This is a genomic window from Yinghuangia seranimata, from assembly GCF_029953285.1.
Lineage (GTDB): Bacteria > Actinomycetota > Actinomycetes > Streptomycetales > Streptomycetaceae > Yinghuangia > Yinghuangia seranimata.
The window spans coordinates 69676-93332 of the sequence record NZ_JASAOI010000011.1 but is presented as its reverse complement, the minus strand read 5'-3'; the positions used below and the strand labels follow the sequence as shown (position 1 = coordinate 93332).

General features: G+C 73.4%; 19 protein-coding genes and 1 pseudogene. 12 read left to right on the top strand and 8 right to left on the bottom strand.

Annotation, left to right across the window (positions count from 1 at the left end):
• Nucleotides 1-48: 48 nt before the first annotated feature.
• The 6 genes from QI554_RS08450 to QI554_RS08425 form a co-directional block, all read right to left on the bottom strand.
• Nucleotides 49-435 (bottom strand): DUF3040 domain-containing protein, encoded by a 387-nt coding sequence (locus tag QI554_RS08450; RefSeq protein WP_281467607.1) that lies wholly within the window; start codon nt 433-435, stop codon nt 49-51.
• Nucleotides 436-765: 330 nt separating this feature from the next.
• On the bottom strand, nt 766-2094 hold the full coding sequence (gene dinB / locus QI554_RS08445; RefSeq protein ID WP_281467605.1) for a DNA polymerase IV: 1329 nt from the start codon (nt 2092-2094) through the stop codon (nt 766-768).
• Nucleotides 2095-2229: 135 nt separating this feature from the next.
• The gene (locus QI554_RS08440) at nt 2230-2958 is read right to left on the bottom strand and encodes a methyltransferase domain-containing protein (RefSeq protein WP_281467603.1); all 729 of its coding nucleotides are present in this window, start codon (nt 2956-2958) and stop codon (nt 2230-2232) included.
• A gap of 130 nt (nt 2959-3088) precedes the next feature.
• Nucleotides 3089-6751, bottom strand: coding sequence for a DNA polymerase III subunit alpha (locus QI554_RS08435; RefSeq protein WP_281467602.1), 3663 nt, complete (start codon nt 6749-6751; stop codon nt 3089-3091).
• Nucleotides 6752-6880: 129 nt separating this feature from the next.
• Nucleotides 6881-7393: an SAV_6107 family HEPN domain-containing protein gene (locus tag QI554_RS08430; protein ID WP_281467600.1), complete on the bottom strand. Its 513-nt coding sequence runs from the start codon at nt 7391-7393 to the stop codon at nt 6881-6883.
• Nucleotides 7394-7411: 18 nt separating this feature from the next.
• Entirely contained in the window at nt 7412-7825 is a 414-nt protein-coding gene (locus QI554_RS08425; RefSeq protein WP_281467598.1) for a DUF6504 family protein, read from the bottom strand.
• A gap of 364 nt (nt 7826-8189) precedes the next feature.
• On the opposite strand from QI554_RS08425, the gene QI554_RS08420 reads away from it, so the two are divergent.
• Together QI554_RS08420 and QI554_RS08415 are read left to right on the top strand one after the other, a co-directional pair.
• Entirely contained in the window at nt 8190-8549 is a 360-nt protein-coding gene (locus QI554_RS08420; protein WP_281467596.1) for an arsenate reductase family protein, read from the top strand.
• A 951-nt stretch (nt 8550-9500) separates the two neighbouring features.
• Complete coding sequence (locus QI554_RS08415; protein WP_281467594.1) at nt 9501-10250, top strand: protein phosphatase 2C domain-containing protein; 750 nt, start codon at nt 9501-9503, stop codon at nt 10248-10250.
• A 28-nt stretch (nt 10251-10278) separates the two neighbouring features.
• Here the strand turns inward: QI554_RS08415 and QI554_RS08410 are convergent, their stop codons facing one another.
• Complete coding sequence (locus QI554_RS08410; protein ID WP_281467592.1) at nt 10279-11964, bottom strand: amidohydrolase; 1686 nt, start codon at nt 11962-11964, stop codon at nt 10279-10281.
• 190 nt (nt 11965-12154) lie between these two features.
• Here QI554_RS08410 and QI554_RS08405 point away from each other — a divergent pair, with 190 nt between their 5' ends.
• On the top strand, nt 12155-12850 hold the full coding sequence (locus QI554_RS08405; RefSeq protein ID WP_281467591.1) for a TetR/AcrR family transcriptional regulator: 696 nt from the start codon (nt 12155-12157) through the stop codon (nt 12848-12850).
• Between the two features lie 103 nt (nt 12851-12953).
• Nucleotides 12954-13517: a HutD/Ves family protein gene (locus QI554_RS08400; protein ID WP_281467588.1), complete on the top strand. Its 564-nt coding sequence runs from the start codon at nt 12954-12956 to the stop codon at nt 13515-13517.
• Nucleotides 13518-13579: 62 nt separating this feature from the next.
• On the opposite strand, the gene QI554_RS08395 is transcribed toward QI554_RS08400, so the two are convergent.
• Nucleotides 13580-15031 carry a purine-cytosine permease family protein gene (locus QI554_RS08395; protein ID WP_281467586.1) on the bottom strand — a complete coding sequence of 484 codons (1452 nt, stop codon included), beginning with the start codon at nt 15029-15031 and terminating at the stop codon, nt 13580-13582.
• 173 nt (nt 15032-15204) lie between these two features.
• Between QI554_RS08395 and QI554_RS08390 the strand changes: the two genes are divergently transcribed.
• The 8 genes and pseudogenes from QI554_RS08390 to QI554_RS08355 form a co-directional block, all read left to right on the top strand.
• Complete coding sequence (locus QI554_RS08390) at nt 15205-15579, top strand: BlaI/MecI/CopY family transcriptional regulator (protein ID WP_281467584.1); 375 nt, start codon at nt 15205-15207, stop codon at nt 15577-15579.
• A 2-nt stretch (nt 15580-15581) separates the two neighbouring features.
• Nucleotides 15582-16550, top strand: a complete 969-nt coding sequence (locus QI554_RS08385) for a M56 family metallopeptidase (RefSeq protein WP_281467582.1) — start codon at nt 15582-15584, stop codon at nt 16548-16550.
• A gap of 86 nt (nt 16551-16636) precedes the next feature.
• Nucleotides 16637-17212, top strand: a complete 576-nt coding sequence (locus QI554_RS08380; protein WP_281467580.1) for a TerD family protein — start codon at nt 16637-16639, stop codon at nt 17210-17212.
• A 144-nt stretch (nt 17213-17356) separates the two neighbouring features.
• On the top strand, nt 17357-17812 hold the full coding sequence (locus QI554_RS08375; RefSeq protein ID WP_281467578.1) for a tellurite resistance TerB family protein: 456 nt from the start codon (nt 17357-17359) through the stop codon (nt 17810-17812).
• 263 nt (nt 17813-18075) lie between these two features.
• Complete coding sequence (locus tag QI554_RS08370) at nt 18076-20256, top strand: MMPL family transporter (RefSeq protein WP_281467576.1); 2181 nt, start codon at nt 18076-18078, stop codon at nt 20254-20256.
• A 76-nt stretch (nt 20257-20332) separates the two neighbouring features.
• On the top strand, nt 20333-20878 hold the full coding sequence (locus tag QI554_RS08365) for a pyridoxamine 5'-phosphate oxidase family protein (RefSeq protein ID WP_281467574.1): 546 nt from the start codon (nt 20333-20335) through the stop codon (nt 20876-20878).
• 175 nt (nt 20879-21053) lie between these two features.
• Nucleotides 21054-22532 carry a M1 family metallopeptidase gene (locus QI554_RS08360; protein ID WP_281467572.1) on the top strand — a complete coding sequence of 493 codons (1479 nt, stop codon included), beginning with the start codon at nt 21054-21056 and terminating at the stop codon, nt 22530-22532.
• A gap of 83 nt (nt 22533-22615) precedes the next feature.
• Nucleotides 22616-23449, top strand: a pseudogene (locus QI554_RS08355) (phytoene desaturase family protein); the annotation flags it as partial.
• Nucleotides 23450-23657 lie beyond the last annotated feature (208 nt).

The window sequence follows — 23657 nt, the reverse complement described above, 5'->3', positions numbered from 1 at the left end:
GCGCCCGCTGTCGGCGGGCACCTCGGCTGTGGTCTGCGGTGGGGCGGTTCAGCCCTGTTCGTCGCGGCGGCGGCGCCAGCGGTCCTCGATGCGGTTCATCATCTTGGCGCGGCGCGGTCGCGGCGCGCGGCCGCCCTGGCGCTGCCCGGCGTCCGCCGCCTGCGCGGGCGAGCGGCGCCAGCCGGTGACCGCGAGCACGGCACCGGTGAGCATCAGCAGGAAGCCGACGACACTGATCCAGATGGCCGGCAGCATGACGCCGGTCATGAGCAGAACGAGGCCGACGACGAAGCCTGCGATCGCCCAGCCTGTCCGACGCCGGGTATGCGTGCGCATGCCGGCACCCTCAAGCGCTGTCGCGAACTTGGGATCTTCGGCGTACAGCGCTCGCTCCATCTGCTCGAGCAAACGCTGCTCGTGCTCTGAGAGCGGCACGGCGTCCTCCTTCGTCGGCCGCGAGGCGACCGGTGCGGCCCTTTCAGGATAGGCAGCTAACCGTCATCGTGAAACCCACCCGCGAAAGACGACCCGGCCGATGTGCCGCCTTGTCGACTCGATGCCGCGGGTGACGGTTCCGTTGGCGACGGCCCCCACCTTCCCCATGCATTCCCTGTCCGTGGCGCGGTCATGTCATTTGTGATCAGACCGCACGCGGGACCGGGCTGGAGTGCGGCGGCCGGCAGCCGACCGCCTTGCAAGGATGATATGCGCCCAGGCCCGTTCCCACATGGGCTGACGCTCGGGACGGGCCGGGGGTTCCCGCGTTCAGCGGCCGGTTCGCGGCGGACGCGGCGGCGGGGCCGCGGGGGTGCCCGGCAGCAGGCTGGCCGGGGCCAGGGCGTGGCCGCCGAAGCGGTCCCGTACGGCGTCCGCGGCGCGCTCGACCTCGGCCCATCCGGTCTCCCGTTCGCCCAGCAGCAGCTGGCGCGGCCGGTCGCCGGGCACGAGGTGTTCGACGCGGACCCCGACCAGGCGGAGGCGGGCCCGTTCGAGGCCGAGCGCGGCGTGCAGCGCGCACGCCGCGGTGTAGATCTCCCGGCCCACGTCCGTCGCCTCGCGCAGCGTCTTCGACCTGGTCAGCGTGGTGAAGTCGGAGAACCGCAGCTTGACGGTGACGGTGCGGCCGGCGAGGCCCGCGCCGCGCAGCCGGGCGCCGGTGCGGCCGGACAGACGCAGGAGGGCGCGGCGGATCGTGTCGGGGTCGTCGACGTCGGCGGGGAAGGTCTCCTCGGTGCCGATGCTGCGCTCGGGCTCGGACGGCACGACGGGTCGCTCGTCGCGGCCCCAGGCCAGCGCGTACAGGGTGCGGCCGGCGGCCTGGCCGAGCGCGCGGCACAAGGTGGCGGGCGGGGTGTGGGCGATGTCACCCACGGTGTAGAGGCCGAGGCGGGTCAGGGCGGCCTCGGTGCGCTCGCCGACGCCCCACAGCCGGTCGACCGGGAGCGGGTGGAGGAACGCGATCACCTCGTCGTCGCGGACCACGCGCAGGCCGTCCGGTTTGACGGTGGCGCCCGCGAGCTTGGCGACGAACTTGGTGGACGCGACGCCGACCGAGCACGTGATGCCCTGCTCGTCGGCGACCCGCGCCCGGATGTCCGCGCCGATCCGCGCCGGGTCGCGGCCCAAGCGGCGCAGCGCGCCGGACAGGTCGAGGAACGCCTCGTCGAGCGACAGCGGTTCGACGACCGGGGTGAGGGTGCGCAGGTACTCCATGACGTTGCCGGACACGCGGGCGTACTCGTCGTGGTCGGGCGCGACGAAGGACGCCTGCGGGCACAGCCGCCGGGCCCGGCCGACGGGCTGGCCGGCGTGGACGCCGTACGCGCGCACGTCGTGCGTCGCCGACAGCACCACCCCGCGCGGCCCGGGCGACCCGACGACGACGGGTCGCCCGCGCAGCTCGGGACGACGGCGGATCTCGACGGACGCGTAGAAGGCGTCCATGTCGACGTGCAGGACGGTGGGGACGGGTGCGGCCGTGCGGTCGTCGGACGGGCCGGCCCCGTCGCGGGCGGGGGCGGGTCCGGCCTCGCCGTGGGCGGGGGCAGGGACGGGTCCGCGCTCGGGCTCGGGCCGGTAGGCGGCGGAGGTCATGCGACCACCCGCCGCTCGGCAGGACGGGGCCCGGTGTGATCATCCGACCGGTTCCGCAGGCCCCCACCTTGGGGGTTTAGCAGAACGCCCGCGTCGCGTGCTTTCCGTTGTCCACAGGCCCGTGCCCCGCCCGCGTCACTTCTCGGCGAGCAGGTGGATCTGCGTCGCCAGCGAGCGGTACTCGGGGAGCTCGGCCGCGGCCTTCTCCAGGTCCAGCAGGGCGTCGAACGAGGCGGGGTCGTCGACGAGGACGCCCGGGACCAGGTCGGAGAACACGCGGACGGCGTGCACAGGGCCCGCCTTGAGGCCGACCTCGGCCAGTATCCCGGTGAGCTCGTCGACGGTGAACCGGCGCGGCAGCGCGGCCGGGTCGGCCAGTGCCGCGGCGGCCTGGGCGAAGTGCCCGGCCAGCGCGCGGGCCAGCACGGCGCCGGTGCGGTTGGCCGCGAGCAGGCTGAGGGTGCCGCCGGGGCGCAGCGCGTCCGCGACGGTGCCGAGGGCCTCGGCCGGCTCGTCGACGACCTCGAGGACGCCGTGGCACAGCACGATGTCGGCGCCGTCCCGGTCGACGACGTCGAACAGCGTCTGCGTGTCGCCCTGGTAGGCCTTGACCAGCTCGGTGACGCCGGCCTCCGCCGCGCGTCGTTCGAGCGCGGCGAGCGCGTCGGGGCTGGGGTCGACGACGGTGACGCGGTGGCCGAGCCGCGCGAGGGGCACGGCGAAGTTGCCGGTGCCGCCGCCGGTGTCCAGGACGTCGAGCACGTCCCGCCCGGCCGCCGCCGCCCGGCGGTCCAGCGCGGCGCGCAGCACCTGCCACACCACGGCGGTACGCATCGAACTGCGGCGTCGCATCTGGTCGGACAAGGGGAGCCTCCTGTCGTCTGCCCGGGGCTCCACCCTAGAACGTTTCGGCGCGCGCGACCGACCACGTGCGGCGCGGACCGGACGATGCCGTTCCGGCCGCCGCGCGGGACCTCCCGCCTCGTCGCCGCGGTCATCCCGAGCTCCCCGGGCTCGCGTGCCACAGCTTGCGCGGCGCGTCCTTGGTCGGTGTGCCCGGCGGGCGCAGGTCGGCGTACGGCGACACCTTGAACCCGCTCGGATGCACCAGCACCCGGTGCACGACCGGCCGGGTCGACCGGCTGGCCGCCGCCCCCTGCACGGCGTCCTCGCTCGCCGGGCCGCCCGCGGTGCCCATCAGCGCGTGGACGGCGTCGAGGCCGCCCTCGCGCCACGCCTCGTACAGCGCGCCCATCTCCCAGCAGCCGGTCGCGCGCAGCGACACGCCGCGCGGGCCGGTGCGCCGCAGGACGCCGCGCACGACCAGCAGCCACGAGTGGAACAGCGTGGCGGCGTAGGGGCCCTGCGCGTCCTCGAAGAACGTGGCGTCGACCGGTCCGGTGGCGTCGTCGAGGGTGAGGAACACGACGCGCCGCCCGGACCGCACCGGCGGGGTCTGGGTGGCGACCTTGACGCCCGCGACGAGGATTTCGCTGCGCGCGCGGCGGTGCAGCAGGTCGCGGGAGCGGGTGACGCCGAGGGCGTCGAGGAAGTCGGTGTAGAAGCCGACGACGTGCTGGTCGGCGTCCATGCCGAGGATCTCCAGTTCGGCCTGGACGCGTTCGGCGGGCGTCATCTCCGGCAGCCCCGTGGTCTCGGGTGCCTCGTGGTCGACGAGGCCGAGGGCGAGCTGCGTGTCGTGGCCGCCGCGGGTGCCGCGGGCCTTCGCGGGGGCGGCCTCGCGGCCGTAGCGGTCCAGGTCGTCGATCTGCAGCAGCAGGTCGCGGCGCGTCGGGCCCGCCCCCGGGCCGCCTCCGGAGCCGGCGCCGTTCCCGATGTGGTGCACCGCGTCGAACCCGCCGACCAGGACCAGCCGTTCGGTGACCGGCCGGGACGTGCCCGTGCGGTGCCAGAAGTCGGCGAGCGACGTGTACGGCCGGGCCTGGACGATGCGTTCCACCTCGTCCTCGCTGATGCCCTTGACCTCGGCGAGCGCGATGCGGATGCCGGGCCTGCCGTCGGGCGCGCGCTCCACCCGGTAGACGGCGTCCGAGACGTTGACGTCGACGCCGAGCACGGGGACGCCGAACTGGCGTGCGTCGTCCAGGATCAGCCGCTTGGGGTACATGCCCGGGTCGTGGGTGAGCACGCCCGCCGCGAACGCCGCCGTGTGGTGCGCCTTCAGCCACGCCGACTGGTAGGTGGGCACCGCGAAGGCCGCCGCGTGCGCCTTGCAGAACCCGAACGACGCGAACGCCTTGAGGACCTCCCACACCCGGGTGACGGTCGCCCGGTCGTAGCCGCGCCGGTCGGCCTCGTAGCAGAACCAGTCGCGGACCTGCGTCTGCCCGTCGACGCTGCCGAGCGCGCGGCGGGCGACGTCGGCGCGCGCGAAGTCGCAGCCGGTCATGGTCGCGATGATGCGGATGACCTGCTCGTGGAAGACCACGACGCCCTCGGTCTCGGCGAGCGCGTCCGACAGGTCGGGGTGGATGACGTCGCGCGACGTCCAGCCCTGGCGGGCGTTGAGGAACGGGGTGACCATGTCGCTCTTGACCGGGCCGGGCCGGAACAGCGAGATGTCGATGATCAGGTCGTCGAACGTCTCGGGCGCGAACTTGCCGACCAGCTCCCGCTGCCCGGGCGACTCGATCTGGAAGCAGCCGAGCGTGCGGGTCGAGCGGATCAGCTCGAACGTCTCCGGGTCGTCGAACGGCACCGCGTCCAGGTCGACGCGGCCGCCGCCGGTGCGCTCGACCTCGTCGAGCGCGTGCGCCATCGCGGACTGCATGCGCACGCCGAGCACGTCCAGCTTGAGCAGCCCCAGGTCCTCGACGTCGTCCTTGCCGAACTGGCTCATCGGGAAGTCCTGCGCGCTCGTCTCGACCGGCGTGCGGTCCAGCAGGCTGGTGTCGGACAGCAGCACGCCGCACGGGTGCAGCGCGAGGTGGCGCGGCAGTTTGTCGAGGCGTTCCGCGAGCGTCAGCAGCATCCCGAAGTTCGCCTCGGTGATGCCGGACGCGCGCAGCTCCGGCAGGTCGCGCAGCGCCGCCCGCACGTCACGGGCCCGGATGTGCGGGAACGCCTTGGCCACCGCGTCGATCTCGCCCGGCGGCAGGCCGAGCGCGGCGCCGACGTCGCGGATGGCGTGGCGGGCGCGGTACGTCTCGGTCATCGACACCATGGCGCAGCGCTCTGCGCCGAACACCTCGAGGATCCGCTCGTAGACGTCGGTGCGGCGCGCCGACTCGACGTCGACGTCGATGTCGGGGAGCGCCTGGCGGCGGTCCGACACGAAGCGCTCCATGATCAGCCCGTACCGCAGCGGGTTCACGCCCGAGATGCCGATCAGGTGGTTCACCAGGCTGCCCGCGCCCGAACCGCGCGCCGCGCAGCGCACGCCCATGCCGCGGATCAGGTCGACGACGCCCGCCACGGTCAGGAAGTACGACGGCAGCTTGAGGCGGCCGATCAGGGCGAGTTCGTCGTCCAGGCGGGTCAGCGCCTCGCCGGTCGGGGCGATGCCGCGCAGCCCGAGGCCGGCCTCGCAGCGGCTCCTGAGCTCGGCCGCGGCCTCGCTCGACGGGACGCCCAGCACTTCCGGCTCCGGATAGAACACCTTGCCGATGCCCAGGTCCTCGCGCGGGTCCAGGACCAGCGACTCGGCGAGCCCGCGCGTGCGGGCCAGCAGCGCGGCGGCCGTGCCCCGGCCGGCCTGCACGGTGATCTCGGCGGCCACCCGGACCATGTCCAGCGTCGACTTCAGGTGGCCCTCGGTGCCGACCCGGTCCAGGTGGCGGTGGCCGAGCGGGACGAGGCGGCGGGCGGCGTCCAGGACGTCCGCGACCGGGGCCTCGGCGCGGTCGACGTAGCGGACGGCGTTGGTCAGGACGGCCGGGACCCGGTGGTCGTCGGCGAGCGTGAGCAGGCGCGCCGCCGACGTCGCCGACAGCGGGCTCGCGGCCGGGCCCAGATGGCTGACCAGCTCGACGTACAGCGAACCGGGCGGCAGCGCGGCGCGGTACGCCGACAGCAGGCGCACGGCGTGGGTGTCGCGGCGGGCGGCGGACGCGCGGCCGACCTCCGAGTCGGGGCCCGCGAGGACGACCAGCGCGCCACCGGCGGCGGCCGCGTTGTGCGCGTGCTCGGACAGGTCGGCGAGCGTGACCGCCGGCACCGGGCGGCGGCCCGATCCCGGCGGTGCGGCGTCCCGGCCGCGCGCGTGCGCGGCGCTGACCAGGCGGCACAGCGCGGCCCAGCCGGCCCGGCCGCGGGCGAGGATCGTCACCCGCGGCAGGCGCGGGTCGACGAACGCGCCGCCGCGGGCGGGGGACTTGCGGCGGGTGGAGGGGACGGTGGGCCCGGTCTGCCCGGCCGGGTACGGGGCGGCGTGCTGCGCGGACGCGCGGCCCGGGGCCGAACCGGGCGCGACGGGATCCGGCGCCACCGCCAGGTCCGCGCCGAGCACCGGGCGGATGCCGGCCTTGCCGCACGCCTTCACGAACGCGACGGCGCCGTAGACACCGTCGCGGTCGGTCAGCGCGAGGATGTCCATGCCCTCGTCGGCGGCGCGCTCGACGAGGGCCTGCGGATGGGACGCGCCGTACCGCATCGAGTACCCCGAGGCGACGTGCAGGTGGGGGAACGGAGGGGTCATGGGGTGCTCTGTGGGGGGCGTGGGCGGTGCTTTGCGGGGGCGTGGGCGGTGCGTGGTGCTGGACGAGTGGGGTGCGGCGGGTTCTCTATCGGCGGGTTCGGCCCGGCTTCGGCCGGGTCGAGCCCGGGCTCAGCCCGCCTGCGGCGGGACCACGGTCACCGGCGGCAGCCCCAACAGCCGTACGACGAGCCTGATGAACACCTCCACATCACGGACCAGGTCGTCCGCCTCGCGGGCGGTGACCGCGTTCGGCAGCCCGGCCTCGGCGGCCGCGCGCTTGCGGGCGCCGCTCGCGAAGTAGGCCGCCCACTCGGTGAGTTCCGGGGCCACCTGGGGCAGCAGCTGCCACGCGCTGCGCGGCGGACGACGGCGTCCGGGCTTCTCCTCTTCGGGCCTGGCCCGCGCGGCGAGAACGGCGGCTGTGGTACGCAGCGCCGCGAGGTGCGCGGCGGCGAACCGCTCGTTGGGCGCGCTGGCTTCGGCGGCCTCGGCAAGGGCGCGTCGGGCGTGGGCGAGCAGGTCGAGGGCGCCGGGCGGCGCGCTCGTCCAACGCACGGGGGCGCGGGGTATCGGGGGACGCGGGAGGTCCCGGGCGTCCCGGCTCCAGCCCGCGGCTCCGCCGGTCGCCCGTTCAGTGGACATGGCCGTCATCGCCGCCCCTCAGTCCAGGGTCCGGGCGAGGGTCCAGGATCCGGCGGGGTCGAGCCGCAGGTCGAACACACCGAGCGGCGCGCAGCGGCCGGCGCTGGCCTCGACCCGCCAGACCTCGCGCTCGGCGGCGGGCAGGGTGGCGGTGGCCGTGGCCCCCGCCGCGTTCGTGGTGTGCGCCATGCCGATCCCCATGGCGTTCGTGTTGTTCGTGTTGTTCGCCGTGGCGCCTCCGTAGCCGGCCGCCTCGAGCCTGTTGCGCCGCGCGGCGCTCCCGGGGGCGGCTCCGGCCTGCCACCACTCTTCGTTCTCCACCCAGTGGTCAAGCACTTCCCGTACCACGTACAGCCGGTCGTGCCACAGGAAGCGCGCGGGTTCCCCGCCGCTTCGCAGCACCTCCACCGGGTCGATGTGACGACGTGCCATGGGCCTCTCCTTCGGTGCGGTGCCCCGGCCGGAGATGCGCTTCCCCTCGCACCTCCGACCGGGGTCGGTTTCCGCCGGTCTCCCCTGAGTCCGCGCCGGTCGGTCCTGTGACCGGCCCCCTGTTGATCGAACTCAAGTTCGAACGATGCAGCCAGTAAACCTCTCGGCAACGGCACCGTCAACGTCATATGGCGCGAGTCGCCGTTATGCCGCGATCCCACCGTGTTCGATCACTGTTCGAACGGACGCCGGACGGGCTCCTTGCCGACATCCACGCTGCCACGGGCCACTGACACCCCCGCCAAACCTGCGCTGACCTGGGCTTTCCCCCAAGCCGTCGACGCCACTCCCCTAAGCTGCCGCCATGGAGATCTGGCTCAACCCGCGCTGTTCGAAGTGCCGCACCGCGACCGCCTTCCTCGACGAGGCCGGCGTCACGTACACCCTGCGCCGCTACCTCGAGGACCCGCCGAACGCCGACGAGATCCGCGCCGTCCTGACCCGCCTCGGCCTGGAACCGTGGGACATCACCCGCACCGCCGAGCCCGCCGCCAAGGACCTCGGCCTGAGCGCCTGGGGCCGCACCGCCGACGACCGCGAACAGTGGATCACCGCCCTCGCGGACAACCCGTCCCTCATCCAGCGCCCCATCATCACCGCCGACGACGGCCACGCCGTCGTCGCCCGCGACGACGAGACCCTCCACTCCCTCGTCACCGACTGACCCCGCACAACGGCAAACGGACCTGCTCCCCCCGTGGGAGCAGGTCCGTTTCGTCGTCACCACCACCCCCGTGACGGTGGTGACAACGGCATCCGAACCGCCGCCCCGTGTCGGCGGTGCCGATGCTGCACGACGCCCGGATGCCGCCAGGCGCTTCTTGCAAGGCCCCCGACCACCGCTCCCCCGTGAGCGCCGGCCGGGGACCTGGTCCCCGTACCCCCGTGCACTACCGCGGCGCCACCTCCCCCCAGAGGAGGCGCCAATCCCCGTTCCCCCCGGTTCACGCCCCACCCGCCCCCCGCGGCCGGCGCGCTCCCCCGTTGCCCACAACTCTGCCGGTCCCCCGCCGCCCGGGTATCCGTACAGGTACTCAGAAAGCAACCCGAGTAGATAACCCCCACCCCACCCCGCTCCATGAGTACACGCCCCCTCAAAACCACCACCAAAGCAAGCAACTCGGACACCCTCCCCGCCCTCCCGAGAATCTCCAGAAAAAAATCCCGAGGAGCACAACCCTCTGGGGGGTCCGCGAGTCAAACACATCGACGACCCACTGGGGGGTGGGCCCGTGCAGCCGTGGGGAGCGGGCACGGGAAGGCGGGGCCCGAGACCGGGGGGCGGTCTCGGGCCCCTTGCCTTTGTTCAGAGGGGGCCGACTGGCTACCCATCGGCCCACGGACGTGCCGGCGCCGCTCGGGTTTTCGAGTGGGCATTGGGCCGGGCAGGACTCACCTGTTCATCGACGGCGGCGGGAAGCGGTCGCGACCCCTTGCCTTGCCACGTGTAGCGCGCGACTTCGAACGCCGAATGTGCGCATGCCCCTGCGCGGCCAGTCAGCGGTACGCACCCGTGCGGGGTGGGTTCGGGGGCGGCGGGGGTGTGGAACAGGTAGGGCGGGTGGTCGCGGGGTGGCTGCCTGGGTTGCTGTTGTCTAGTAGGTAGGACGTCCTCGTGCAGGTCACGTACATCAGTGAGGCGATGCCGGGGGGTGTGAACGATGACTTTGTGGTTGCGGGGGAACGGTTTGTGGTGGTGCTGGATGGGGCCACGCAGCTGAGTGAGTCCGGGTGTGTGCACGGGGTGCCGTGGTTGGTCGGGCGGCTTGGGGTTCGGTTGGCTGCGGGGATGGTGAGTGAGGGGGGCGCGTCGCTGCGGGCGGTCTTGGCGGGGGCCATTGAAGGCGTTTGTGCCTTGCATGAGGCGACGTGTGATCTGGCGCATCCGAACAGTCCGTCCAGCACGGTCGCGATGTTGCGGCAGCGGGGGGAGAGCGTCGAGTACCTCGTGCTGTGTGACTCGCCCATTGCCGTCGAGACCGTCGACGGGAAGGTCCAGGTTGTTGTGGATGATGCGACGTCGCATCTGCCTGGGTACACGCAGGAGGACCTTTGTCGCAGCCGCAATCAGCCTGGGGGGTTTTGGGTCGCGAGTACGAAGGTCGAGGCCGCCGAGCAGGCCCTCACCGGGTGCCTGGAGGCGGCCGACGTCCGGCGGGTGGCGCTCATGACCGATGGGGTGTCCCGGCTCGTGGAGCGTTACGGGTGGACGTGGGGGCGGCTCATGGATCTCGTCGAGGCGGAAGGGCCGGGCGCCGCGGTTCGGGCGGTTCGGGAGGCGGAGCGGGCTACGGCCCCCGGCACCTATCGGGGGAAGGTGCACGACGACGTGACGATCGCGCTGTGCCGGGGGTTCGGCGCGTGAGGCCCGGTTAGCGGGCCGGGGGAACCGGTCAGTCGTTGCTCGCGACCAGGCGGCCCTCGACGTAGGTGCGGCGCACGCGGGTCGCGCCGATCTCGTCGGCAGGGCCGGCGAAGGGGTCGCGGTCGAGTACCGCGAGGTCGGCGAACTTGCCGGGCTCGACGGTTCCGGTCAGCTCGTCGAGGTGGTTGATCCAGGCGCTGTGGGCGGTGTACGCGGTGAGCGCCTGCGCCAGCGTGAGTGCCTGTTCGGGCAGGAACGGCGCGGCGGGGCCGCCCTTGCGCGGGGTGCCGGGGGCCTCGCTCGGCACGGCGCGGTTGACGGCGACGTGGATGCCCCACAGCGGGTTGGGGCTGCTCACCGACCAGTCGCTGCCCGCGACGATGCGGGCGCCGGCGCGCAGCAGGTCGCCGAACGGGTACTGCTGACGGGCGCGTTCGGGGCCGAGGAAGGGGATGGTCAGGTCGTCCATCTGCGGTTCGTGGGCGGCCCACAGCGGCTGGATGTTGGCGGAGGCGTCGAGTTCGGCGAACCGCGGGATGTCGTCGGGGTTGACGACCTGGAGGTGGGCGAGGTGGTGGCGGCCGCCGGTGGGGCCGTTCGCCGCGCGGGCGGCGGCCAGCGCGTCGAGGGCCTCGCGGACGGCGCGGTCACCGAGTGCGTGGAAGTGGATCTGGAAGCCGAGCCCGTCGAGCGTGCAGACGGCCTTGGTCAGGAGCTCGGGGTCGACGAAGCTCAGGCCCGAATTGGCGGTGGCGCAGCCGCACTTGGTCAGGTAGGGCTCGAGCATGGCGGCGGTGAAGTTCTCCGCGATGCCGTCCTGCATGATCTTGACGGTGGTGGCGTTGAACCGGCCGACGCGGCCGACGCGGCGGCGTTCCTCGATGTCGGGGATCTGCTCGAGGCCGCGTTCGCGGTCCCACCACAGCGCGCCGACGACGCGTGCGGTGAGCGTCTCGGCGCTCGCGGCGCGCAGGTAGACGTCGAAGTTGTCGGGGTTGCCGGGGAAGGCGCCGATCATGGCGTCCTGCCACGCGGTGATCCCGAGCGAGTGCAGGTACTCCTGGCCGAGCAGCAGGCCCTGGTAGGCCTCTTCGGGGGTGGCGATCGGGACGTGGTCGGCGACCAGCTCGACGGCGCCCTCCTGGAGGGTGCCGGCGGGGTAGCCGTCGGGCTCGCGTTCGACGCGGCCGTCGACGGGGTCGGGGGTGTTCGCGTCGACGCCGGCGCGTTCGAACGCGCGCGTGTTCGCCCAGGCGCCGTGGCCGTCGCGGTTGGTGAGCAGCACGGGCCGGTCGGGGACGATCGCGTCGAGCATGCCGCGGGTCGGCGTTCCGCCGGGGAACACGTCCATCGACCAGCCGCCGCCGCAGATCCAGTCGGCGTCGGGGTGCGCGGCGGCGTAGGCGGCGATCGTGGCGAGGTAGCCGTCGATCGAACGCTGGCCGGACAGGTCGCAGCGCAGCAGCTGGACGCCGGCCACGACCGGGTGCACGTGGGCGTCCTGGAATCCGGGGATCAGCAGGCCGCCGGCGAGGTCGACGACCTCGGTGCCGGGTCCGACGAGGGCGCTGATCTCGGCGTCGGGGCCGACCGCGGTGACGCGGCCCGCCGTGACGGCGACGCCGGCGTCGATCGGGGCGTCCGCGGCGGGGGCGGCGGTGAAAACCCGGCCGCCGACGAAGACGGTGTCGGCCAGGGGCGGGGAGCTGTGCACGAGGCGTCCTCGGGGTCGAAAGGCCGGTGTGCGCGGGGCGGTTCGATGGCGAACGCGGGTGGCACGGGGTGGATCACGGTGGCCGCGCGGTGGCCGCACGGTGGTGTGTGAACAGGAGTGAACTCCAGCGCATCATTGATGTCAACAGTGATGCGCCCTCGCCCCGCCGGATCGATACACTGGCCGGACCATGTCGAAGACACCCGCGGCCCCGGTCCGCAGCAAACGCGCAGGCGCCCAGCTGACGCCGGACGCCATCATCGAGGCGAGCCTGCGCATCGCGGCGCGCGGCAGCGCCGACGCGTTCACCATCCGGCGGCTCGGCGAGGAGCTGGGTGCCGACCCGACCGCGATCTACCGGCACTTCCGCGACAAGGACGAGCTGCTGCTGTCGGTCTTCGACCGCTCGCTCGGCGAGGTCCTGGCGAGCATCCCGCCCGGTCTCGACTGGAAGGACCGGCTGCGGGCGCTGGCCGCCGGATCGCTCGCCGTCGCGCTGAAGTACCCGGCGGTCGCGGGCGCGATGACGAGCCGGACGACCCGCCGCGCCAACGAGTTCCACGTCGTCGAGCTGATTCTGGGCGCCGTGACCGAGGCGGGCCTGTCGGGCGCCGAGGCGGTCGTCCACTACCGCATGTTCGGCGACTCGGTGCTGGCCTTCGTCGGCCAGCGCGCCGAGTACCTGCTGCTCGAGCCGGACGCCCAGGCCTCCGACGACGCGGCCTGGACCGTCGAGTACCGCCGGGTCGACGCACGGGAGTTCCCGCACATCACCGCGCTGGGCGCGGAGCTGGCGGCGGTGACGCACGACCAGATCTTCCACACCCGGGTCGAGGCCCTGATCAGCGCGGTCGAGCTCCGGGCGGAGCAACTGCGGGACGCGTAGGCGGGGTCGGCCGCCGCCGGAGCGCGGCGCGCCGACGCCGGCCCGACGATCTACCAGACCTCACCCCCACCACCCGTACCGGAACCGCCGCAGGAGCCCGCACATGCACCACTTCGACGTCGAGACGCTGCCCGCGGGCCGCTGGCGCAACGGCGGCGGCGCGACCCGGGAGATCGTCTCGTGGCCTTCGGACGCCGAGGAGTTCGGGTGGCGCGCGAGTGTCGCGGACATCGACCGGGACGGCCCGTTCTCCGCGTTCCCCGGCGTGGACCGGACGTTCACGCTGGTGGAGGGCGACGGCGTACGCCTGGTCTGCCCCGGCGAGTTCGACCGCCCGGTGGCGCCGGGCGAGCCGTTCGCGTTCTCCGGTGACCTCGCGCTCGACGCCGAACTGGCCGGCGGTGCCTGCCGGGTGCTCAACCTGATGGTGCGTCGGGGCCGGTGGACCGTCGGGGTGGGCCGGTCCACCGGCCCCGTTACGCCGCCGGCCGGGCACGCGGGGGTGGTGTACGTGCTGCGCGGAAGCTGGGCCGCCGGGGCGTCCGAGCGGCCCCTGACCGCGGGCCAGGGCGTGTGGTGGGACGACACGTCGGCGCCGGACGGAGCGGTCCTGCCGCTCACACCCGACGCCGCCGCGCTGTGGGCGGATCTCGCCCCCGTCCGCTGAGGGGCTGATGAGGACTGCTGAAGGACTGCTGAAGGGCTACTGAAGGGCCGTGCGCCCCGGCGTCAGCCGACCAGCGCCGTCGCCCGCTCGCCGTTCTCCCCCGCGGCCGCCGGGTGGATCGTCTCCGCGGGAGGGTTCGCCGTCCGCCGCGCCCACACCCAGTACAGCGCCGAGGTGACCACCAGGCCGACGATCCAGGAGATGTCCGCGCCGTCGAGCTTCTTGGTGATCGCGCCGGTGTACAGCTTGGTCGCCAGGAACGGGATCTGCACGGCCACGCCGACGACGTAGCAGGTCAGCGCGGTCACGTTCCAGCGTCCGTAGCGCCCGTTCGGGTCGTACAGCGCCGGGATGTCCACCCGCTCCCGCGAGATCAGGTAGTAGTCGACCAGGTTGATGGCGCTCCACGGCGTGAAGACCATCAGGAGCAGCAGCACGAAGTTCTTGAAGTTGGTCAGGAAGTCGTCGCTCGCGGCGAGCGCGATGGCCACCGACGCCGCGGTGAAGCCGACGATGTACGCCGCGCGGGCCGCGGCCGAGATGCGCGAACGCCCGGTGAACGCCGTCACGGTCGTGAGGATCGACATGAAACCGCCGTACGCGTTCAGGCAGTTGACCGTCAGCTTGCCGACCACGATCACGAGGTAGATGAGGAACGCGAGGACCGCGGGCCCGGCCAGGTCGCCCAGGAAGCCGACCTGGTCCGGCAGGAACGCCTTGCCCGCGACGGCCGCGGTGAGCGCGCCGAGCGTCATCGACCACTGCGATCCGATGACCGATCCGGCGAACGTCGACCAGAACGTCGCGCGGGTGCTGGTCTCGCGCGGCAGGTAGCGGGAGTAGTCGGCGACGTACGGGCCGAAGGTGAGCTGCCATCCGGCGCCGAGGCCGACGGCGAGGAGGAAGGTCGCGGCCTCGAAGCCCTTGCTGCCGACGTGCGCGCCGACGTCGTACTGCGTGAACACGCGGACCAGCAGGTAGCCGAGGCCGAGCACGCCGATGACGGTCGCGATGCGGCCGGCGATGTGGATGAGCCGGTATCCGGTGACGGCGACGACAGCGGTCAGCGCGCCGAAGATCAGGATGCCGACGTTCGTGTTGTCGATGTGCAGCATCTCGCACACCGCCTGCCCGGCGAGGACGCTGCCCGTCGCGGCGAACCCGAGGTACATCAGGATGACGAGCAGCAGCGGCAGGACCGCGCCGTAGACGCCGAACTGCGCGCGGCTGGAGATCATCTGCGGTACGCCGAGGCGCGGCCCCTGCGCGGAGTGCAGCGCCATGACGATCCCGCCGAGCACGTTGCCGATGAGCAGCGCGGGTATCGCCCACAGCGCGTCGGCGCCGAAGACGACCGACAGCGCACCGTCGACGATCGCGGTGATCTGCATGTTGGCGCCGAACCACAGCGTGAACTGGCTGCGCGGCGTCCCGTGCCGTTCGGCGTCGGGGATGACCTCGATGGTGCGTCTCTCCATCGCGAGGCGTTCCCCTGAGGTGTTCTGGACCGGCATGTGTCTGAGCCTCCCCGCGGATTGGTAGACCGCCGAATCTGGCATACAGATCAACATGCAGCAAGATCTTGAATGAATAATTTCATCATCGGGATGGCGCTCGTGACCCGGCGTTGCCGAACCGCCCCGCTGTGAGCACGATGAGGGGCGATCGATGCGGCCGGGGAGGCGAAATGACGGACAGTCGGCACCGCGCGCGGCGCGGGCCGGGCGAGCTGGAGGCCGAGGTCCTCGCGCTGCTGTGGGTCGCGGACGGGGCACGGACCGCGACCGAGGTGCAGGACGCGCTCGGCGCCGGTCTCGCCTACAGCACCGTGGTGACGATCATGTCGCGGCTGCACGACAAGGGCCTGCTCTCGCGCACCCGCCGCGGCCGCTCGTACGCCTACCGCCCGGTCGCCGACGAGGCCGGCCTCGCGGCCCGCCGCATGCGCCAGGTGCTGGACCGCGAGAGCGACCGGGCCGCGGTCCTCGCCAGCTTCGTGTCCGACCTGTCGGCCGAGGACGAGGCGACGCTGCGCGAACTCCTCGGCCGCGCAGGGGGCTGAACGTGCACGTCGCGGTGTATCTGCCGTTCGTCCTGCCGCTCACCGCGCTGCCGGTGGCCCGCCTCGCGACCGACCACCTGCACCCGCGCCGCGCGACGCTGCTGCTGACCGCGGTCAGCGCGGTGCTGGCGGCGTGCAGCACGCTCTGCCTGGCGCTGCTCATGGTCGTCGGCACCGCGCAGGTGCCGGGCAATCCCCTGCCGGACGGCTGGGCCGACCCGGAGGTCCGCGAAGCGGTGCCGCACGTAAGGCTGTTCGGCACGATGGCGATCGCCGGCCTGGCCGCGGTCGTGGTCGCGACCGGCGCGGTGCTCGCGCGCGAGACGCGTGTGCGGCGGCGGGCCCGCGCGGCGACCGAGGGGCTGGCACGCGCCGGCGAGGTCGCGATCCTGCCCGACGACGTCGCGTACGCGTACGCGCTGCCCGGCGCACCGCGCCGCATCGTGGTGTCGACCGGCATGCTGGCCTGCCTGACGGCGGACGAACGCCGCGCGCTGATCGCGCACGAGCGCGCCCATCTGACAGGCCATCACCACCGCTATCTACTCGTCGCGCGACTCGCGGCCGCCGCACAGCCGTTCCTGCGGCCGCTGCACACCGCGATCGCCTACACCGTGGAGCGTTGGGCGGACGAGGAGGCCGCGGCCGCGGTCGGCGACCGCCGTACGACGGCGCACGCGGTCGGCAAGGCCGCGCTGGCCGCGCGCCGCGCGCCCACGGCCGGAACACGCGGCGGGCACCGGTTCGGCGGCCCGCACGGGCTCCCGGCGTTCGCCGCCACACCGGGGCCGGTGCCGCGCCGCGTGGCCGCGTTGCTCGGTCCGACGCCGGACGCGGGGTGGCCCGCGCCGCGTTCGCGGGCGGGTCTCGCGGCGCTGGTCGCGGCGGCCGGCACGACGGTGTCGGTGGTGTCCGCGTCGAACGCCACGATCGCGCTGTTCGTGATCCTCAAAGCGGCAACGGCGTTGTGAGAACGGGTGGGACGCCTACTTCTACAGTCCGGTAGATTCGGCGGCGCGCGCCGGAAACTGCCGGGTCATTGCGGGAAGGAAGCACTGTGGGAGTCACCCTTGCCAAGGGCGGAAACGTCTCTCTGTCCAAGGCCGCCCCGGGTCTGTCGTCGGTGGCCGTAGGCCTCGGGTGGGACGTGCGCGCCACGTCCGGCGCGGACTTCGACCTCGACGCCAGCGCGCTGCTGCTGAGCGCGACCGGCCGCGTGCCGTCGGACCTGCACTTCGTCTTCTACAACAACCTAACCAGCCCGGACGGTTCGGTGCAGCACACCGGCGACAACCTGACCGGTGAGGGCGAGGGTGACGACGAGGTGGTCAACGTCGAACTGGCCGCCATACCGCAGGACATCGAGCGCATCGTCTTCCCCGTGTCGATCCACGACGCGGACGTGCGCGGCCAGTCGTTCGGCCAGGTCCGCAACGCGTACATCCGCGTCGTCGACCGGGTCGGCGGCGCCGAGCTGGCCCGCTACGACCTGACCGAGGACGCGTCGACGGAGACCGCCATGATCTTCGGCGAGCTGTACCGGAACGGCTCCGAGTGGAAGTTCCGCGCGGTCGGCCAGGGCTACGCGTCGGGCCTCGCGGGCATCGCGCGCGACTTCGGGGTCGACGTCTGACCAGGACCCCCTGACGGAACCCGACCGGAATCCGCGCGGAATCCGACCCGAATCCGACCGGAACCGCACTTGCGCCGCTTTTATCTACGATTCTGTAGATTAAGGCGGCGTACCGGCTATGTAGCGACTTCAGGAGACACATCCATGGCCCTCTGGGACAGGTTCAAGCAGTCCGCGCAGAGCATGCAGACACAGCTGGTCGCGAAGAAGAACGACCTGAAGAGCGGCGCGTTCCGCGACGCGAGCATGGCGATCTGCGCGCTCGTCGCCGCCGCCGACGGCTCGATCGACTCGGCCGAGCAGCAGAAGGTCGCGCAGCTGATCGGGAGCAACGAGGTCCTGCAGAACTTCGACAAGGACGACCTGCAGCGCCGCTTCTACGCGTACGCGAACCAGCTCGCCTCCGATTACCAGCTCGGCAAGGTGCAGGTCATGCAGGAGGTCGCCAAGGCCAAGAAGAAGCCGGACGAGGCGCGCGCGGTCATCCAGATCGGCATCGTCATCGGCGGCGCCGACGGCAACTTCGACCCGCAGGAGCGCGCGGTCGTGCGGGAGGCGTGCTTCGCGCTCGGCATCCAGCCGACCGAGTTCGACCTCTGAGCCGCACCGTCCGCGGCACCACCCGCACCACCTGTACCACCTGTACCACCGCATAGCGGACTCCCAACGGCCCCGGTCCGACGACCGGGGCCGTCGGCGTTCCCGCACACGGCGCCCCGGTCGGGACCGGTCAGGAATCGAGAAGCCAGGTACGCGCGCCGCTCCGTAGCGTCGTCGGCAAGCCGCCAACCCACGCGGCCGCCACGGACGTTCGGGGCGGCGCGCCGGGTTTCCCACGCCCTGCTCCCGATTCCGAGGTCCCCATGTCTTCGCACTCCCCCGCCCTCCCCGGCCCACCGGAGGGCCCCACCCGCCGGGTGGCGGCCCGCTACGCCGCCGTGGTCGCCGGGCGCCGCTCGAAATGGGCCGTGCTCGCCCTGTGGGTGCTGCTCATCGCCGTCGGCGGGTCGCTCGCCGCCAAGTTGGGCGAGGTCCAGGACAACGACCCGCAGACCTGGCTGCCCGCCGACGCGCAGTCGACCCGCGCGATCGACGTCGCGGAACGGCACTTCGCCGAGAAGGACACCAGCACCGCGGTCGTCGTGTACGCCCGCGACACCGGGCTCACCGACGCCGACCTGGCCAAGGTCGAGGCCGACCGCGGCGCCCTGCGCGCCAACGGGGTCGCGGTCGGCGACACGGGCCCCGCCGTCCTGTCGGACGACCGCAAGGCCGTCTACGTGTCGGTGTCGCTGCGCACCGACACGAGCGACAACACGGTGCTCGGTGACAGTGTCGACGACCTGCGCGAGACCGCGCGGCACGGCGCGCCGCCCGGCCTCGAGGTCCGCATCACCGGCGAGGCCGGCGACATCGCCGACTTCATCGACGTCTACTCCGGCATGGACGGCGCGCTTCTCGGCGCCACGCTCGGCCTCGTCGCGCTGCTCCTGCTGGTGACGTACCGCAGCCCCGTGTTGTGGCTGGTGCCGCTGCTGGCCGTCGCCCTGGGCAGCCAGGTCGCGAGCGGCGTCGTGTACCTGCTGGCGAAGTACGCGGGCCTGGTGGTCGACGGACAGAGCGCGTACGTGCTGATCGTACTCGTCATGGGCGTCGGCACCGACTACGCGCTGCTGCTCGTCGCGCGCTACCGCGAGGAACTGCGGCGGCACGCCGACCGGCACGAGGCGATGGCGTACGCGGTCGCCCGCTGCCTGCCGGCGCTCGCCGCGTCGGCGGCGACGGTCGCGCTGGCGACGCTGTGCCTGGTGTTCGGCAGCATGAACTCGACGCGCGGGCTCGGCCCGGTGGTCGCGGTCGGCGTGGTCGTGGTGTTCCTCGCGATGACGTCGCTGCTGCCCACGCTGCTGGTGGTCCTCGGGCGTTGGGTGTTCTGGCCGTTCGTGCCGAGGCACGAGCCGGACGCGGCCGCCGGGTCGGCGCGGGAGCCGGTGCGGCGCTCGGCCTGGGGACGGGTCGCGGGCCTCGTCGGGCGGCGGCCGCGCGCGGTGTGGCTGGCGGCCGTCGCGGTGCTGGCGGCGCTGCTGCTGGGCCTGTTCGGCGTCCGCACCGGGCAGACGCAGGCCGAGATGTTCACCAAGGACGTCGACTCCGTCGCCGGGCAGCGGCTGCTGTCGGCGCACTTCCCCGCCGGTTCGTCCGCGCCCGCCGACGTGTACGTGCGCGACACGGGCGCCGCGGCGGCCAAGGCCTCGCTCGATCAGGTCCACGGCGTGAACGAGGCTACGGTGGAACGGAGTTCACAAGGCTGGACGCACCTCGCGGTCGTCCTCGACGCGGCCCCCGACAGCGGCACCGCACGGCACACGGTCGAGCGGATCCGCGACGCCCTGCGCGGCGTGCCGGGCGATCCGGTGGTCGGCGGGCAGAGCGCCGTCGCGCTGGACACCTCCAACGCGCAGGGCGACGAGGAAGCCCTGCTCATCCCGCTCATCCTGGTCGTCGTGCTGCTGATGCTCGTGGCGCTGCTGCGGGCGCTGGTCGCGCCGGTGATGCTGCTGCTGTCGGTCGTGCTGTCGTACGGCTCGGCGGTCGGCGCGGCCGTGCTGCTGTTCCACGCGCTCGGATACCCGCACATCGACCGGGGGTTGCTGCTGTTCGGCTTCCTCTTCCTAGTGGCGCTCGGCGTCGACTACACGATCTTCCTGATGACGCGCGCCAAGGAGGAGGTCGCCCTGCGCGGGCACCGCGAGGGCGTGCTGACGGCGCTGACCGTGACGGGCGGCGTGATCACGTCGGCCGGGCTGGTGCTGGCCGCGACGTTCTCGGTCCTCGCGGTCGTCCCGACGGTCGGCGCGCTGCAACAGGGGCTGTTGGTGGCGGTCGGCGTCCTGCTCGACACCTTCCTGGTGCGCAGCCTGCTGATCCCCGCCCTCTCGCTGGACCTCGGTCCGCGGGTCTGGCGCCCCGGGCGCCCCGAGGCCGACGCGCCTTCCGCACCACCGCGGTTCACCGAGACCGCGCCGGAACACGCCCACCACTGAATGCCGTTGCCGTCGCGGACCGGGCCCGTCCTGGTCCGGTCCGCGACGGCCCGTCCCTCCCGAGGAGTTCGGACAGATGAGCCGGAACACGACACCGCCCGCCCCGTCCCCTGCCGCAGCCGCAGCCGCAGCCGCCGCACCCGAGACGCCGTCGGCACCGCCGGTGCTGCCGACGTGGCCGCGGCAGACCGTCGCGGTCCTCGCCACGACGGGCGGCGGGCCGGACGAAGGACCGCACGCCGTCCCCGTCTCGGCGCCGGTCCGCGCCGGCGACCAGACGATCCTGCTGACCCTGCGCCGTACCCGCGACTCGCTCGCCCGGCTGCGCGCCAGCCCCCGCGTCGCGATGCTGTTCCTGGCGGAGGACGACACCGCGTTCACCGCCCGGGGCACGGCCCGCGTCGCCGCCGACCCGATGTCCGCCGATCCGGACTACGCGTGCGTGGAGATCACCGTGGACGCCGTCGACGACCACCGCGCACAGGCGTTCACCGTGACGGCGGGCGTCGGCCGGGAATGGCTCGATCCCGACGAGAAGCGCGCACTGGCGCGGCGCGTGGAGGCGATGCAGCAGCTCGCGGTGCTGCGGTGGCGCTGCCGAGGGGCGGCGGAACGGGGCTGACAGGCCCGGCGCACGGGGCGGCGCGACGCGGGGACGCGCCCGGCATACGGGGACGGCGCGGCGCACGGACGACCTTGTCGACCGGCGATCCTCGGCCGCGCGGGCCACCGCGACATGCCGACACGAGACCGGGGTACCCGAGACACGTCCGGGACCGGCACGACATCATCACGGCATGCCGCTGCCCGCGCACCGCGCCGCCCGCCCGTCCGCCCTCCGCGTCGTCGCCGCCGCGGCGGTGCTCGCGCTCGTGTCCGGGTGCACGTCGTCCTCGGCCCCGGAGCGGCCGCTGACCCGGCCCTCCGCCGCGGGTGCGGGTGCGGGTGCGGGCGCGAGCGGTGCGAGCGAGGCCGCGGGCGGCGACGCCTCCGACCCGCTGTTCCCCGCGCTCGGCAACCCGGGCTACGACGTGCAGGACTACACGCTCGCGCTCGACTGGACGCCGCAGGGCAACCGGCTGACCGGCACGGCCACGCTCGCGATCCAGGCGACCGCCGAGCTCGACGCGTTCACGCTCGACTTCCACGCCATGGACGTGCAGGACGTCACCGTCGACGGCGCCCCCGCCCGGACCCGGCGCGACGACGACAAGCTGACCGTGACGCCCGCGGCGCCGATCCCGGCCGGGCGGGCGTTCACGGCGCGGATCGCGTACAGCGGCGTGCCGAAGACCATCACCGACCCGGACGGCTCGCACGAGGGCTGGATGAAGACGGATGACGGGGCCGTCGCGCTCGGCGAACCCGCCGGGGCGCCCGGCTGGTTCCCGGGCAACCACGCGCCGTACGACAAGGCCGGGTACGACATCACCGTCACCGTGCCGCAGGGTCTGACCGCCGTGTCCAACGGGAAGCTCGTCGACCACGCCGTCCACGACGGGCGCGAGTCGTTCCACTGGAACAGCCCCGAGCCCATGGCGAGCTACCTGGCGATGGTGGCGATCGGCCGGTTCCGGGTGAGCGAGGACACCGCGGCGGGCGTGCCGGCGTACTACGCGGTCGACCCGGAGGAGGAGTCCGACCGCACGAACGCGATCCCCGCGACCGTCGACGCGATGCTGGCGTGGGCGGACCGGAGGTTCGGGCCCTACCCCTTCGCGTCCACCGGCGCCGTGGTCGGCCACCTGCCGGACCTGGGCTACGCGCTCGAGACCCAGACCAGGCCGTTCTTCGAGACGGCGCCCGAGCCGGACACCGTCGTCCACGAGATGTCCCACCAGTGGTTCGGCGACTCGGTGACGCCGCGCACCTGGAACGACATGTGGCTCAACGAGGGCTTCGCGACCTACACCGAATGGCTGTGGGCCGAGGACCACGGCGGCCCGAGCACCCGGACGAGCTTCGAGACGAGCTACGACCGCTCGGGCCCGGCCGGCCAGGGCGTATGGGCCTTCCCACCCGGCGCCCCCGGCTCCCCGAAGAACGTCTCGGGCCCCCCGGTCTACGAGCGCGGCGCGATGGCCCTCCAGAAGCTCCGCGAGGCGGTCGGCGACGAGGCGTTCTTCACGATCGTCCGGACCTGGCTCTCCGACCACAAGCACGGCGTGGTCGAAACAGCCGACCTACGCGCCCTGGCGGAACACGTGAGCGGCAAGCCGCTGGGCCCGCTGTTCGACACCTGGGTGTACGGCAAGGCCAAGCCCCCGAAGGACTGACGGGCCCGGGGGGGGCGCGCGACGGTCCGGCCTCGGCGCGCACGGCGTGGCGGGCCTCTCCTCGTCAAGTACGCTCGTTCGACGTGGCTCGAATCGTTGTCGTCGGTGCAGGTATGGGTGGTCTCGCGGTCGCGGCGCGATTGGCGCGCAAGCGGCATGACGTGACGGTGTGCGAATCCGGGGCGGGCTCAGGGGGCATGCTCGGGGCGGTCTCTCGGGACGGGTTCACGTTCACGTCCGGTCCCGGGGCGTTCACGTTGCCTGCTGTGTACCGCGATCTGTTCCTGAAGACCGGGGCGGCGCTGGAGGACTGCGTCGACCTGGTGCCCGTCGACCCGACGACGCGCTGCGTGTACGACCGCGGCGACACCGTCCTCGAGCTGCCCAACGCCACGCGGGCCGGGGCCGCCGCGGCGTTCGACGGGGCGTTCGGGGCCGGGTCGGGGGCGGACTGGAACCGTCTGATGGACCGCGGGGCCGCGATGTGGGGCGTCATGCGCACCGCGTTCTTCGAGGTCCCGTCGGAGCCGGCCAAGCCGCGCCGTGCGGCGGGCGGGCTGAAGGACTTCCGCACCACGATGCCCTGGCGCACGCTGCGTCCGCTCGCCCGCGCCTATCTGCGCGACCCGCGGCTGCGCGCGTTCGCCGAGCGGTACGCCGTCGACGCGGGCCTGGACCCGCGGCGCGCGCCCGCGACCGTTGCGGTGCTGCCGTACCTGGAACAGACGTTCGGCCTGTGGACGGTGCGCGGCGGAGTGCACCGCATCGCCGAGGTGCTCCACGAGCGCTGCGTGGACCTGGGCGTGAAGTTCCTGCCCGACACCGAGGTCGCGGACGTGTCGACCGCGGCCGGCGCCGTGGACGGCGTGCTGCTGGCGGGCCCGGGCCACGGCGCCGAGGTGAGCAGGATCGACGCGGACGTCGTGGTCATGGACCGCCCCCGCGAGGAGGGCGGATACCCGTCGGCGTCCGGGGTCGTCGAGCTGCACCTCGCGCTCGACGCCGCACCGGACGACGCCGGTCGGCCCTACCGCACCCTGCTGTTCCCCGACGACCCCGCCGCCGAGGCCGAGGCGCTGTTCGCCACGGACGCCAAGCCGCCCGCGGACCCGACGCTGTGCCTGT